This window comes from Aeromonas sp. 600774 (assembly GCF_049175075.1).
Lineage (GTDB): Bacteria > Pseudomonadota > Gammaproteobacteria > Enterobacterales > Aeromonadaceae > Aeromonas > Aeromonas veronii_A.
Window position 1 is genome coordinate 23,830 of the sequence record NZ_JAAKUJ010000001.1, and the last position, 14,864, is coordinate 38,693.

Here is a 14,864-nt window from a genome sequence, read left to right on the forward strand (position 1 = left end):
ACTCTTTGATTATTTTTGATATTATACTGGTTTTTCTGCTTGTATTATCGATTTTTGCTACGGAATGGCAGCAGTGTGGTCGATAAGAGAGACGGGTCATGGAACTGGATGGCGTTGAAGATGAGTTATGGCGTTGAGCTACGCCCGATAGCGCTGTGGGATCTTCCTGCTTTGCGGCGTTGGCGCAATCAGGATGAGGTGCGAATGCAGATGGTATCCCAGACGCGTATTTCACCGCGGCAACAGCGCCAATGGTTTGCCGCCACCCGTGAGCGGCGGGATCAGCAGCACTGGGTGCTCTGGTGCAAGGGCGTGCGAGCGGGTTACGTCAATCTGAAAGGTGAGTCTCAGGGCGAGCTGCAGGGTCAGGCGATCGCCGATGCGGGGCTCTATCTGGGCAACTCAACCGTGCGGCATCCCATGTTGGCCGTTGCTGCTGCCTTATCCCAGCTTGATCAGGGTTTTGATGAGTTGCATATCGGTTGTATTCGCACTCTGGTTCGGGAGAACAATCGCTCTGCCCTACGCTTGAATGAACAACTGGGTTATAGCCAGATAGGACAAGAGAACGGATTTTTTGCATTGGAACTGCTGCCGGCGAATTACTATGCCGCCCGTGAGCGGCTACGGAGATTTTTCAGATGACAATCGCATTGGAACAGGTTTTTGCCGAGGCGCTGGGTATTGATATCGGCAGCGTCAGCGATGGGTTGGCCTACAACAGCATCCCGCAGTGGGATTCTGTCGCCCACATGGGGCTGATTGCCCAGTTGGAGGATAACTACGGCGTGTTGCTCGACACCGATGACATTATCGACATGAGTTCAGTCGCCAAGGCACGCGAGATCCTGGTCAAGTACGGGGTCGCTTTCTGATGCAGGGGCTGTTGCAGGGCAAGCGGGTGTTGATCACCGGTGCCGGGCGTGGCATCGGTCTTGCCATCGCCCGTCAGTTTGCCTCTCAGGGGGCTGAACTGTGGCTGGGAGGCCGTGATGAGGTGACGATGAGCCAGCTGGCGACCACGATTGGTACCGAGTTTGGCGTGCCCTGCCAGCCTCTCTGTTTTGATGTGGCTGACCCGTCGGCGGTCAAGCAGGCCTTTCAACAACTTTTTACCCAGAGCCGATCGCTGGATGTGCTGGTCAACAATGCCGGCATGCTGGAAGAGGCGTTATTGGGGATGGCTAACCAGACCCATCTGCAAAAGACATTCAGCAACAATACCTTTAGCGTGATCTACTGCAGCCAGTATGCCGCCCGCCTGATGCGGCGCAGTGGTGGTGGCAGCATCATCAATCTCGCCTCCCTGATGGGGCAGGTGGGGGCCGCCGGGCTAAGCTGCTATGCCGGCAGCAAGGCGGCGGTGATCGGTATTACCCAGTCACTGGCCAAGGAGCTGGCCGCCAGCCAGATCCGGGTCAATGCCATTGCCCCCGGGTTTATCGATACCGATATGGCGCATGCTATCCCGCAAGAGAAGTTTGCCGAGCGGGTGGCCAGCATCGCCATGGGACGGATTGGCACGCCAGATGAAGTGGCCAAAGTGGCCCTGTTTCTCGCGTCCGACTTGTCGAGCTATGTGACCGGGCAGGTGATTGGGGTCGATGGGGGGATGGTGATTTGAACCGGCCTGATTTGCTGGCCCATCTGGTTGAGGGTAACAGCGAGCCCGCCTGGCGAGACCCGCAAGAGGGGTGGCTCAGTTATGGTGAGCTGGCTCGGCGTGTGGCGCAGTTGGCCACCATCTATCCTGCTGGCCGCCATTTGGTCTACCTGCCATTTGTGACGTCTACCATGCATCTGCTGCACTACTTGCTGGCCCTGCGGGATGGCCACGCCATCATGCTGGCCGATCCTGCACAGGATGCCCGGTTGCACCATGAGCAGTGCCAGCGCTTTGGTGTTAGTCTGCGGGTATTAGAGGATGGGGCAGTTGCGCATCTTGGCGATGCGCCTTCACTTCACCCTGAGCTGGCCATGCTGCTGCCCACGTCGGGCAGCACGGGGTCCTGCAAATGGGTGAGATTGTCGCGAACCAATCTTGATGCCAATGCCGCGGCCATCGCCGAATACTTGGCGCTGAACGGGCGTGAGCGCGCCATCACCTCGTTGCCACTTTTTTACTCCTTCGGTATGTCGGTGCTCAACAGCCATCTTTTGGCTGGCGCCTCGCTGGTTTCATGTACTGCCAGTCCCCTTGAGCGCCACTTCTGGGATGAGGTAAATCGCCATCAGGTCACCAGCGTGGCAGGGGTACCCTTTACCTTTCAGATGCTAAACCGCTTGCGTTTTGACTGGGCCCGCTATCCCAGCCTGATGACACTGACCCAGGCGGGAGGACGACTTGAGCCAGCACTGGCAAAGCAATTTGCCGAACAGGCAGCTGCGCTGGGACGCCGTTTTTTCGTGATGTATGGCCAGACCGAAGCGGCACCACGCATCGCCTGGCTGGCGCACGATGAAGTGATGATTGCCCCGGATGCCATCGGCCGTGCCGTACCGGGCGGGCGTCTCTCTCTGCGTCATGAGCCCGGCTTTCCCGACGGGGAAGGGGAGTTAGTCTACCAAGGGCCAAACGTGATGCTGGGCTATGCGGAGCTCCCTGAAGATCTGGCTCGGGGGCGTGATATGGATGCGCTCTTTACTGGCGATCTGGCTCGTTGTGATGAGGCGGGCCGATTCTATTTGACCGGACGGCTCAACCGTTTCCTGAAGCTGTTTGGCAAACGGGTGAGCTTGGCTGAAGTGGAAGCCTGGTTGCAGGGGAGGGGCTATTCCTGCGCTGCGACCGGCATCGATGATCGCCTGCTGGTAGCCATCGAGGCAGACGCGTGCCCCAGTGATGCACTACAGCTGGAGCTGGCCCGCTGGCTGATGGTGCCGCCATCAAGCGTTCGCATTTATCGGCATCATTTGCCACGACGCAGCAATATGAAGATTGATTATCCTGCCCTGTTAACACAACTGGAGCAGCTATGAACAGGCTGTTTGATGCGCCGGTTTTCGGGCTGCCCCAACAGGAAAAAAGTGGGCTGCTCCTTGCTCGCCTGAATGAATTGACGCAGCGCCATGCGCAGGGGTGTCCAGCTTTTGCCAATATTCTGTCGGCGTTTGGTTGGGGGCAGGCTTCGACTTATCAAGAGCTTCCCTATCTGGCCGCCCGCTTGTTCAAATTGGACCAATGGCAGAGTGTGCCGCAAGAAGACGTGTTCAAGGTGCTCACCTCCTCTGGCACTACCGGAACGCCGTCACGCATTGTGCTGGATCGGGATACCGCCGCGTTACAGAGCAAGGTGCTGGTGAAGATCCTGCAAGAGTTTGTCGGCAAGCAACGGTTGCCCATGCTGCTGGTGGAGCAGCCTGCCCTGATTCAAAACCGCAGCGGCTTTTCAGCCCGCGGAGCCGGTGCGCTGGGCCTCTCCTTCCTTGGCCGTGACCATACCTATGCTCTCGATGAGCAGATGCGGCCCAACTGGCCGGTCATCGAGGCGTTTTGTGACAAATATGCGGGCCAGCCGGTCCTGTTGTTCGGCTTTACCTTCATGGTATGGCAATGTTTGCTGGAACCGCTGCGTGAGCGCGGTCTGCAATTGCAGCTGACGCAGGGCACGCTTTTTCACAGCGGTGGCTGGAAGAAGCTGCAACACCTCGCGGTGGATAATCCTGCCTTCAAGCAGCGCTGCCATGAACAGCTGGGGCTGAAGCGGGTGCATAACTTCTACGGCATGGTGGAGCAGGTGGGGTCGGTGTTTGTCGAGTGTGAGCAGGGCCATCTGCACGCCCCCCTTTTTGCCGATCTGCTGGTGCGGGATCCGCTGACTCATCGACCACTCGGGGTCGGCCAGCCAGGCTTGTTGCAGGTGATCTCCGCCATTCCCCAAAGTTATCCCGGCCACAGTTTGCTCAGCGAGGATCTTGGTGTGCTGCTGGGGGAGGATGATTGCCCCTGCGGCCGTCGTGGCCGTTATTTTCAGGTATCAGGACGTCAGCAAGGCGCAGAGGTGAGGGGATGCAGCGACACTTTCCAGTGAGCCGGTCAGATGTAGAAGATGCCGTGTGGCAAGCGGGGCCAGAGGTTGCTTTCGCGGCTCCCGTCAGCGGCTGGCAAGGTTTTGTCACTCGCCCGCTGCCAAGCTTTGCGCCCGTCATCTGCGATTTTGTGGCTGCGCTCTCTGCACGTCTGCTGAAGGAGGGGCGAGAGAGCCCGGATCTGGTCGCCTTTGGCTTTTGGTTGCGGCCACGCCAGATTGAGGTACAGCACAAACGCATGGCAGGGCGTGCACCCTTGGGGATGGTTTTTCATCTGGTCCCCTCCAACGTGCCGACCGTTGCATTCTACTCCTGGATCATGGCGCTGCTGATGGGCAATGGGTCCGTGGTACGTCTCTCATCGCGCATCGACCCGGTGCAAGAGGCTATGTTGGCCATCCTGAACGAGCTCTTCTCTCTGCCCGAGTGGCAAGAGATTGCCTCCCGTACCCGTTTTATCCGCTATGACCACGACGAGGGCATCACCGCCTGGCTGTCGGCCCGGTGTCGGCTTCGTATTATCTGGGGAGGTGATGAAACCATCAGCCGGGTACGGGCTATTCCGCTCTCACCCCGCGCTCAGGAAATCGTGTTTCCGGATCGCCGCTCCATGGCGGTGTTGGATAGCCAATGGCTCGCCAACCTGGATGCTGCTGCGTGGCGGCAAGTGGTCGCGGCTTTGCAACAAGACTTTACCCGTTTCAATCAACAAGCCTGCGCCTCACCCACCACCATTTGCTGGCTGGGCACTCCCACCAGTGCGTTGCGCCGTTGTCTGCTTGAAGGGATCTTCGCTCCATTTGCAGATAATCCCTCCCTGATGATGGAACGCCTTATCAATAGTCAACAAAATGCCGCCCATGATGGCCAGATGAAGCTGGAGACCTTTTCTGGCGTCACCTTATTGACTCCCACCGCCTCTTTGCGGCTTGCACACATCGGAGGAGGTACAGTCGCCGAATTTGTTGCCGATAACCTTGATGAGTTGCTGCTACAGCCTTGGGATATGCAGACTTGTGTCTGGGTTGGCCCGGATAAAACGCAGCTTGAGCATGCGCTCCTGGTATCGCCAGGCTGTCGTATCGATAGGGTGGCAAGTCCGGGACAAGCGCTGGCATTCGAATGGCTCTGGGACGGCATCGACATGCTGGTGGCCTGCAGCCGTCAGCTTGCCCGCATTGAATAGTGGATTCCAGGTCACATAAATCAAGTCATATCAATCAATTAGCTTGGTCAGGCACAGCTCTTGCAGTAATTATTGTGATGAAGGACAGGAAAGGTTGACAGAGACCGTGCGGTAGCCTTGTCCATTTTCTTTGTTTTGCTTCTTTTTTACTCAAATCCTGGGTTTCCTTATGAAAATCAGCGTACTGGTGCCGGTATACAACCTCGGGCGCTTCATTGAACCTTGCCTGCTTAGCCTGCTGGAACAAAAAACGGATTTCGAATTCGAGGTGATCGCCATTGATGACGGCTCGAGCGATGACTCCTGGGCCATTATGCAGCGGTTGGCGTCACAGTGGCCTCGGCTACGGGCACTCCAGAACGCGCAAAATATGGGGTTGGCTAAAACCCAGAAACGCTTGTTGAGAGAGGCGGACGGTGAATATATCGCCTATGTCGACGGGGATGATCTGGCTCTGCCGGGCAAGCTGCAGCGTCAGGCCGACTATCTGGACGCACACCCCGGCTGCACCCTTTGCTATCACGAGGCGGAGATGTTTGATGATGAGACCGATGCGCGCATCAAGCTCTTCACCCGCGATTACTACAACGCCCGTTACCTCGAATCCGTGATGACGCGGGAGGCACTTATTCGCTTCGGGGTATTCGTCAATGCCAGTTCCATTATGTTTCGCCGTTATGAAGGGATGGAGAACGCCATCGATGAGGGGTGCAAGATCATCCTCGATTATCCCTGGCACATCTTGAACCTCTCCCACAATCCGGGGACGCTGGATTTTATCCCCGAATTATTGGGCCGCTATCGCTTCCATACCCAGAGTTTTGGCGGGCAAACCCGCAAGTCGACTGAACGTCGTGAACAGTCGCTGCGCGATCTGCTGCGTGCCTGTGACAATGCGGCTGCGTTTGGCGCTGATCCCGTTGTCATTGCTCAGGGGCGTGCCCATCACTACTACTCTGCCGCTCTCTACTTTTTGCGGCAGGATGATGTCGCCCGCTTCACGCAGCTTATCGAGCAGTCGGTCGATGCTGTGGCCAGGCTAGCCCCCGGTTGGTTCTTCGATGAACGACATCAGTTGGCATGGGCAGAGCGGGCCCATCCCGCGCGTGTCATGCAGCAACTGTTTGGAGATAGAGCGTGAGCTATCAGGCGATCGTCATCGGCGCCGGGCTTTCGGGCGCCGTCATGGCTGAACGAATGGCCAGCCAGCTTGGCTGGAAGGTGCTGGTGCTGGAACAGCGCGACCATATCGGTGGCAACTGTTTCGACGAGTATGATAAGCATGGCGTGCTGATCCATCGCTATGGGCCGCACCTCTTCCATACCGACAGCAAGGAAGTGTGGGATTACCTGTCGCAGTTTACCGAGTGGTTGCCTTACGAGCATCGGGTGCTGTCACGTATCGACGGGCAACTGGTGCCTATCCCGTTCAACCTGACCAGCATCGAGCGCTGTTTCCCCGCAGACAAGGCCGGCGCCATGATTGAGGCCCTGCGTACTCGGTTTGGTGATGGTGCCAGAGTGCCGATTCTGGAGCTGCGCAAAGAGCAGCATCCCCTGCTGGGTGAACTGGCGGATTTCATCTATCAGAAGGCTTTCGTCAACTACACCAGCAAACAGTGGGGTGTGCCGCCCGAGCAGATCTCCCCCGAGGTGACGGCGCGGGTACCCGTGGTGGTGAGTCGGGATGATCGCTACTTCACCGATCCCTGGCAAGCGGTGCCGGCCGCAGGCTATACCGCCATGTTTAAGCGCATGTTCGCGCACCCGTTGATTGACGTGAAGCTGTCTACCCCCATGGCACAGCATGTCAGGCTGGATTGGCAGCAGAAGTTGGTGTGGTTGGATGGTGCACTTTTCGATGGTCCACTGATCTATACAGGTATGCTGGATCAGTTGATGCCGGCGGAAGGGAATTGCTTGCCATACCGCTCACTGCGTTTTGAACATCGCCATCTGGCGCAAGAGCAATTTCAACCTGTCACCACCGTCAATTATCCGAATGAAGAAGCCTTCACCCGGATCACCGAGTTCAAGCATTTCAGTGGGCAGGTGCATCCCGGTACCAGCATAGTGTACGAATATCCCTGTGACTATCAGCCAGAGCAGGGGCTGGAGCCTTACTACCCGTTGTTTACCGACGCAGCCAAACAGAACTATCAGGCTTGCCGCGATGAATTGGCACAGTTCCCGCAACTAATTGCGCTGGGCCGCCTTGCCGAGTATCGCTATTTCGATATGGATGATGCGGTGAGTAATGCATTAAATATTTTTGGTAAAAATATTGAGAAAATACCAAGTAACCCCTTGGTTTCGGTCATTATGTCTGTTCATAACTGTGCTAATTATATCGAAGATGCGCTAGATAGCATATTGAAGCAGACCTATAAGAATCTGGAAATAATAATATTTGATGACGGATCAACTGATGAAACTGGAACCGTCATTGGCAGGATGGCAGCAAAAGACAGTCGAATCCTTCATTATCACCGGCGGCAGCAGGGAATAGCCAATTGTCTGAACGAAGCGCTATTGCTAGCTCGGGGAGAATTTATAGCCAGGATGGATGGGGATGATATTTCGTTACCAGAGCGGATAGAGAAACAGATGGCGTTTTTACACGAACATCCGCATATAGATCTGGTGGGGTGTTGGCTCAAACTGTTCGGTGCCCGTGATGAGGTATGGCATTACCGACCTTATGATAACTTTATCAAAAATGCGATTCTGCTATTTAGTAATGGAGTTGGACACAACGCGATTCTGGTGCGTGCTGATGTTTACAAGCGTTTTCGATATGACCCCGAATTTACGGATGTTGAAGATACCGAGTTGTGGACCAGAATGGCTATCAGCAAGCCCGAAGTTCGTTTCGCCAACTTGCGTGAGGTGTTGGTGCTGTATCGTATTCATGGCGCCCAATCGTCCATATTGCGCAAAGTCAGACAACGAGAGCTTTACCGGCGTATTGTCAGCAAGTATCTGGATTCGCTAGGTGTTTCAGCTACTGAGCAAGATATGGAGGCTCATGAATGGCTGGTGGATCAACCGACTAACTTGTCGGATTCGCAGCTATATCGCTTGGCCAATTGGCTGAACCATATTGCGGTACTCAAGCATAGTGCGCTGCCAGATGAGTATGGTGTATTGGCCGAGCGCTGGCATCAACTGTGTCAAAAGAACCGAGCCCGCCTAGATATTTATAAGCGCTATCACGCAGAGTTCGATATTTGCTGGCTTCCACCGATGTCTGCGTAATGAAGGGAAGATGGACATGGTCGTTAAAAACATCCCCCCAGGATCAGAGATAGCTATGGTTGGGGGTTGCCATGAGATTTGAGATCGTCGGTCGGCAAGGGGTCTGCTCATTATCTATTGCTGAGCTGCCTTCATCAGGGTACCTGTTGGCTGGTATGGGAAATTACAGTCAACTGATCCTGCAACGGTTACAAGAGATGCAGCGTCCACTGCCTGTTGCCCTGATCGATACCATGACGAGCGATTGTTCGGAAAAGTTCGGTCTTCCGGTGATCGATATGACGCAGGCGAGCCAGCATGATCTGAGCATCATCATTGGTTCTTCTCCCTATGACTATGAGCAGGAGGTGATGGCCAAATTGCGGCGACATGGCTGTCATAGGCTGGTGGCTCTTGAGCCGGAAGAGATCCTGCCACCCTTACTTGATCCTTTGGCCGATTCGTTGGCCGATACAGAGACTTGGCCGGTGTTGTTACTTGTCTGCATGTTGGATCACCATGTTCAGCAGTTGGCTAGTCTTATGATTTGGCTACATCAGCGGCAGATTTTGTGCAGAGTAGTCCGCTCTTATGATGCGCATGCGATTATGGCTATTCCCCCTTCACGCCTACTTGGCGCCATCATCTGGAATGGTACACCGGCCTACTATGACAGCGTAAAACAGTATCTTCAGGATATGGGGAAGCAATATCTCTATGCCGAACTGGGTTTTTTCCCGCAAAGGGAGCATGTTTATCTCGATAGACAAGGCGTCAACCTGGGGCGATGCATGGGGCTAATGCCATGCCAGAAAGATGACGCTGAGCAGGAGTTGGTGAGAGTGAGGGAACGGCTTCTGGGCGGGCGCCTATGGGTTCCTGGGGATGCTGTTCTTGTGCCTTTACAGATTGCTACTGACACCAATGTGCGTCTCTATTCCAACTATGGAGACAAAATGCAGCAGTTTATTGACGATGTAATCCGCGATTACGGAAACGAACGACTGCTCTTTAAGCCCCACCCGTTGGATCCTCTGGGAGACACATATGATTTTCATGGCCGTGAAATTGTTAGTGGCGATTTCATGACGCTGGCGCTATCGAGCAAGTTTATTTGCGGTATCAACTCCAGCACTCTGTTTGAGGCTCGTCTGGTTGGAATTCCTGTGCACTTTTACGGTCGTTCATTGTTAAGCGAGTGTCCCGATGAGCAAGAGGTGATGCTGCAAATGGTTCAAAACCAGTTCCGGGTTGATGGGAGCGATTTAGTACGAAAAATCGGGCCTTACATGCAGCAGTTTGGAATTGAAATATAACGATGTTTATTCAATATCGGACAGTTAAAGGATGTATAAAATGAGAACGCTGGTGGTAACCCGTGCAACCTGTGGGCAGGTCACTCTGCGGGTCGAGGGACAGTCCGAGGTGAGTTGTCCGATCCCTGAAATTGCACATCAGTTGGATAGCGAGTTTGAGTTGATCCAAGTACTGGATTTGCAATTTTTGACCAGTATGGAAGCAGATACACTGTTAACACGTCTAGTCGATAAACTTGCAGTTAATGGTCACTTACAGGTTACGGTCCCCGATCTGGATTACGTCGTGGGCCAATGGCTACAGGCTGAGTGGGATGAAGGGACTTTACGCGATGTGACCTCAGTCGCTCGTCAGAGCTTCGCCGGGCTCTTTGGCCCCCAGCACGATGGTAATCCCATGCTACCGGGCTATTCGACGCATTATTCGGGCTGCAACAAGTCTGGTTATAATAGTAAACGACTGGCTTTTTTGCTTGCCCGCCAGGGGTTGGTTGACATCAACATCGTGACTGATGATACCCACCTATTACAGGCTTCGGCTCGGCAGTCGATGGTGCGTGGTGAGCGACAAGTGGCACCGGATTTGCGTAATATCCGCCAGGACCACCTGAATCGTTATCGGTTCGCGGCAGAGTGCCTACGCGCAGCTATGCCACAACGAGTGCTCGATTTGGCATGCGGGATCGGCTACGGCAGCCAACTGCTGGCTAACCAGCTTAATTGTCAGGTCACCTCCGTCGATATTGAACCCGAAGCGCTTGCTTATGCGCGAAAACACTATAGTTCTCCGAAGATTACTCATCTGTGTGCCGATGCTAGAACTCTGCAGCTGGATTCAGCTTCCTTTGACGCGGTTGTCTGTTTTGAAACCATTGAGCATGTGACGTTTGATGAAGCCCTACTGGGTCAGTTTCATGAATGGCTACGTGCTGGGGGCAAGCTAGTGATGTCGACGCCGAACGAGAGTGTCATGCCTTTTAGTGCCGCACAATTTCCCTATCACGTGAAGCACTATACCTATGCCGAATTGGAGTCGATGCTGACGCGCTGTGGTTTCCGCCTCCAGCAAGTCAGCAAGCAGCAAAACCTCCAGAATCCAGAGATTGTTCCTGGCAGCGATGGCTGTTTCATGATCGTTATCGCGGAAAAGGTGTGAGGTCGGGATGAGCGCAGCATTTGTGCGGTTTAGTATTATTATTCCGGTCTATAACCGGGATGAGCCGTTACAGCGGGCGCTGGATTCACTTTCTCGGCAAACATTCGGAAACTTTGAGGTCATCATAATCGATGATGGTTCAACTCCCGAGTTTGGTGAGCGAATACAAGCTTTAGTGACCACTTTATCTGATTCTCGCTTTTCGCTGATCTGCTACCAGCCTAACCGAAATGGCGCTTATGCGCGTAATCGTGGCATCGAGGTTGCTCGAGGCGAGTATCTATGTTTTTTGGATTCGGATGATGAGTGGTTACCGGAGAAACTGGAGCGCATCGACCAGATATTAGCGATTGAGCCACATTGGCAGGTGATTCATCATCCGTATCAGAACGTGAGCCATGGTGAGCGTAGTGCACCCTTTCCTCGGGAGGCCCGCCGCACCGATGAGAGCGTTGCTGAATACTCGTTCTGTACTAATCGTGTCGGGGGTATTCAATCGAGCTGTCTCATCGTCAAGCGTGAACTCGCGCAGAGGGTACGTTTCAATGACAAGTTGCGAGGGCATCAGGACTGGGATTTTGCATTGCGGCTTGGCGCAGAAACGGATCGCTTCTTGTTTATCGATCAGGTGTTGACGCTGCGTCATGTCGCTGACGCAGCGACTGGCATGGTGTCCCGTTCTCTTGACTACGCATACTCGTTGGCCTTTCTACGTGAGAACCAACACTATTTTTCATGGCAAGCTCAGGCCGGGTATGCGGCCCATATCTTGTTACCTAAAAAAATGACAGCTAATGTTCAAGCATTTAATCGCTATGAATGGCTGGCTATGCTGTTTTACCCAATTTTGATCGGAAACTGGAAAATAAAACAGCTGCATCTACATTGGCGCTGTATACGGTTGGTTTTGTGGTGTCGCTGGCACAACAAAAAGAATATTGCGTTAATGGGATGCAATGATTACACATGCTTTTTTATCAAAAACTATGCTTCGTATTTATCAATTCAAAGACTGATTGATAAAAATAAGCATGGAGAGTATTTTTATGGTTGGAGTGTATTTTCCGTGAAAGATCTCGCTCCAGTATTATGGGAAAGTTTAGATTGCGTGGTAACTATGACTGATAAACATCATGAAAGCATGAGTGGTGATATAAAGGTATATGCAGAAAATATACCTGTTGTTGCTTTTTGATGAATTTTATTGTCACTTTTATGCCCTTGCATGATTAAGCCATTGCGGCGGAATTTTAATTATGGTGGTTAATTGATAATGAACAAGCTTCTGGTTTTTAGAACTCATCTTCTTCCATATTCTGAAACATTTGTCTTGGCTCAGGTTTGTCATTTGAAACGTTGGCATGCAGCCATCTTGGGAGAGGTCAGATTAGATAACGGCTTGTCGCTTCAGGGGCTGGAGGTTGATACGTTGCTGAAAAACGAGGAGCATTATAAAAATTTATCAATGAACCGGGCTGTAAATGAATTTGTTCGTTCGTCCCTGTTGTCAAAGGCTAATTCATTTAAGAATGCCGGTTATAAGCTAATTCATGCGCATTTTGCTGTCGATGCACTGCGCGTTTATCCATTAGCTAAGGAAATGGATGTTCCGTTGGTTGTAACACTACATGGTTATGATATTAATAGAAATCATGATTGGTGGCAGAATGGGCTCGGTGGTCGGAGCATGATTACTTATCCCGAAGAACTGGTGAAAATGTCCACAGACCCCAAAGTAAGGTTTATTGCCGTCTCAAAGGCTATCCATCAGAGAGCCATAGAGTTTGGTATATCTCCATCCAAAGTGACCCATATCCCGATAGGGGTGGATGTTTCGTATGCTGAAAAATTTAATCTTAAGTTCAAACAGCACAACAAGGAAGTTATATTTGTTGGTAGACTGACAGAAAATAAAGGCTGTATTTTTTTGTTAAGGGCCATGCGCATCTTGCAAAAAAGGATTGATGGTGTGCATCTGCGAATCATCGGTGATGGTCCTCTGCGTAATGGATTGGAAGAATTTGCCAAAATATACAATCTAAATGTTTCTTTTTTAGGCGTGCTACCTAGTGCTAATGTGATGAGAGAAATATCAGAGTCAAAGGTTTTATGCTTGCCCAGTATCACTATCGGTAATGGGGAATCGGAGGCATTCGGGTTGGTTTTGTTGGAGGCTCAGAGTTTAGGGGTGCCTGTCATCACATCATCCAGAGGGGGGAAGGGGGAGGGACTGATTCATGGGGAGACCGGATATGCGTTTGATGAAAGAGATGATAAATCGTTAGCAGAATATTTATATCGGCTTCTGATGGATGATGAGCTAGCCCATGCCATGGGGAAAAAAGGGTATGCTTTTGTAAAGAATAACTTTGACATCGTCAGGCAGACCGAAATTCTAGAGTCATTTTATGATGACGTTGTTAGTGAGTTTAATCGGGGGTGATATGGAGGAGTTTAATTCAAAACTATATTGGGAAAAAAGATATGCAACTGGTGGAAATTCTGGCGCTGGTTCATATGAAAAATTTGCCGAGTTCAAATCTGCAGTATTGAACGAATTCGTAAAGGTTAACAATATTGATAGCGTTATCGAACTTGGGTGTGGCGATGGGAATCAATTGTCGTATGCAGATTATAATTTCTATATAGGTGTTGACGTCAGTCCGTCAGCTATAAACATCTGTAAGCAAAAATTCATAAATGATGTAAGAAAAAGTTTTTTAATCTCTGATGAGCTGAAAGAACATCGGGCAGATTTGGCTATATCGCTTGATGTAATATTTCATTTAGTTGAGGATGTTGTGTTCTTTAATTACATGAAACAGCTTTTTAGTGTAGCAGATAAATATGTTGTTATATATTCTAGCAATACGGATGATAACGAGTCATCCCCGAAGCATATTAAGCATCGAAACATTGAAAAATATATTTCCGGGCATTTCCCGAATTGGTTGCAGACTAATAAAATAAATAATATATATCCATATACAGGAGACCATTTAACTGGTTCGTTCTCGGACTTTTACATCTACCAACGTAGATGAGTTTGTTTTCCATTTGCACAGATTTAAATCTTATCAAAGTTAAATGGTGGTTGAAAGATGCCAAAATTCAAATGCTATGTTGGTGTTCCTGTTTTCAACGAAGAAAAATATATAGAGCAGACTCTACTTTCTTTAATTAGGCAAGATGAAGACAATGTTTGCTTTCACGTGTCTGATAATTGTTCAACCGACAATACATGGAACATTATCAATGATATCTGTGCTCGCGATAAACGATTTATCCTGACTAGGCAAGAGAAAAATGTAGGTGCATTTGAAAACTTCAAACAGTTATATGATATTTCTGACTCACAATATTTTATGTGGCTTGGGGGGCATGACTATATTTCGGATGGTTACCTGTCTGCGATGAAAGAAACCCTCGATCATGATGAATCACTGTCAATGGCATTTGGTATACCACATAAGATCCTGGATGGCATCGATTATGGTCGAATGGAAAAGGCTATCCATACGTTTTCAAAAAGACGAATTGCTCGTTTTCTTCAAGCGACAAAAAACATAACTCTGTGTGCTATGTGTCAGGCTTTATTTAGACGAGAACTTTTGCAAAACTTTGATTTCAGAATGAAGCTTGGTGCGGATTTCGTAATGATTTGTCACTTGCTTTGGTATGGAAATATTAAATTTGTTGAAGGGCATAAATATTATGCCCGCTTTTTTTCTGCAACGTCGGAAACCTCGAATGAGCGAGTTACTGGTCAAAAAGATATATATTTGAGTAATTATGATTTCATCATTTACCAGTTAGATTCATTAGCTAATTTATATGATGGAGACCCGCGAATAAAGCAATATCTAGAATATGAAATCATCCATGCCTTGCAGCAATACCGAGGTATACATAGCCTGATGATTAACGATGATCGGTGAAA

At 50.9% G+C, this 14,864-nt stretch carries 14 protein-coding genes and 1 pseudogene; all 15 read left to right on the plus strand.

All coding sequences use genetic code 11. From position 1 onward, the window contains the following. The first annotated feature begins 108 nt into the window (after positions 1-108). The 15 genes and pseudogenes from G5171_RS00120 (at position 109) to G5171_RS00190 (ending at position 14,862) form a co-directional block, all read left to right on the plus strand. Entirely contained in the window at positions 109-645 is a 537-nt protein-coding gene (locus G5171_RS00120; RefSeq protein ID WP_041234299.1) for a GNAT family N-acetyltransferase, read from the plus strand. After that, entirely contained in the window at positions 642-875 is a 234-nt protein-coding gene (locus tag G5171_RS00125) for an acyl carrier protein (RefSeq protein ID WP_005346661.1), read from the plus strand. Before G5171_RS00120 ends, G5171_RS00125 begins: the two co-directional genes overlap by 4 nt. Next, positions 875-1,624 carry an SDR family NAD(P)-dependent oxidoreductase gene (locus G5171_RS00130; RefSeq protein WP_337073751.1) on the plus strand — a complete coding sequence of 250 codons (750 nt, stop codon included), beginning with the start codon at positions 875-877 and terminating at the stop codon, positions 1,622-1,624. The genes G5171_RS00125 and G5171_RS00130 overlap by 1 nt, the downstream gene beginning before the upstream one ends. Beyond that, a complete protein-coding gene (locus G5171_RS00135) occupies positions 1,621-2,979 on the plus strand; it encodes an AMP-binding protein (protein ID WP_421243767.1) in 1,359 nt (452 codons plus the stop codon). The genes G5171_RS00130 and G5171_RS00135 overlap by 4 nt, the downstream gene beginning before the upstream one ends. Beyond that, on the plus strand, positions 2,976-4,031 hold the full coding sequence (locus G5171_RS00140; protein WP_421243766.1) for an acyl-protein synthetase: 1,056 nt from the start codon (positions 2,976-2,978) through the stop codon (positions 4,029-4,031). The genes G5171_RS00135 and G5171_RS00140 overlap by 4 nt, the downstream gene beginning before the upstream one ends. Next, positions 4,010-5,215, plus strand: a complete 1,206-nt coding sequence (locus G5171_RS00145) for an acyl-CoA reductase (protein ID WP_421259643.1) — start codon at positions 4,010-4,012, stop codon at positions 5,213-5,215. Before G5171_RS00140 ends, G5171_RS00145 begins: the two co-directional genes overlap by 22 nt. Positions 5,216-5,384: 169 nt before the next feature. Beyond that, entirely contained in the window at positions 5,385-6,356 is a 972-nt protein-coding gene (locus tag G5171_RS00150) for a glycosyltransferase family 2 protein (RefSeq protein ID WP_421259644.1), read from the plus strand. Positions 6,357-6,400: 44 nt separating this feature from the next. Continuing rightward, a pseudogene (gene glf / locus G5171_RS00155) lies at positions 6,401-7,498 on the plus strand (UDP-galactopyranose mutase); the annotation flags it as partial. Between the two features lie 39 nt (positions 7,499-7,537). Continuing rightward, on the plus strand, positions 7,538-8,473 hold the full coding sequence (locus tag G5171_RS00160) for a glycosyltransferase family 2 protein (protein WP_419772936.1): 936 nt from the start codon (positions 7,538-7,540) through the stop codon (positions 8,471-8,473). A gap of 71 nt (positions 8,474-8,544) precedes the next feature. Next, positions 8,545-9,768, plus strand: a complete 1,224-nt coding sequence (locus tag G5171_RS00165) for a hypothetical protein (RefSeq protein WP_337073748.1) — start codon at positions 8,545-8,547, stop codon at positions 9,766-9,768. A 40-nt stretch (positions 9,769-9,808) separates the two neighbouring features. After that, entirely contained in the window at positions 9,809-10,924 is a 1,116-nt protein-coding gene (locus G5171_RS00170; RefSeq protein ID WP_005346638.1) for a class I SAM-dependent methyltransferase, read from the plus strand. Between the two features lie 7 nt (positions 10,925-10,931). Further along, positions 10,932-12,119 carry a glycosyltransferase family 2 protein gene (locus G5171_RS00175; protein ID WP_421250308.1) on the plus strand — a complete coding sequence of 396 codons (1,188 nt, stop codon included), beginning with the start codon at positions 10,932-10,934 and terminating at the stop codon, positions 12,117-12,119. A 78-nt stretch (positions 12,120-12,197) separates the two neighbouring features. Beyond that, a complete protein-coding gene (locus G5171_RS00180) occupies positions 12,198-13,367 on the plus strand; it encodes a glycosyltransferase (RefSeq protein WP_005346631.1) in 1,170 nt (389 codons plus the stop codon). After that, on the plus strand, positions 13,333-13,968 hold the full coding sequence (locus G5171_RS00185; protein WP_216978531.1) for a class I SAM-dependent methyltransferase: 636 nt from the start codon (positions 13,333-13,335) through the stop codon (positions 13,966-13,968). Before G5171_RS00180 ends, G5171_RS00185 begins: the two co-directional genes overlap by 35 nt. Positions 13,969-14,025: 57 nt before the next feature. Further along, complete coding sequence (locus G5171_RS00190) at positions 14,026-14,862, plus strand: glycosyltransferase family 2 protein (RefSeq protein WP_421259645.1); 837 nt, start codon at positions 14,026-14,028, stop codon at positions 14,860-14,862. Positions 14,863-14,864: the final 2 nt, after the last annotated feature.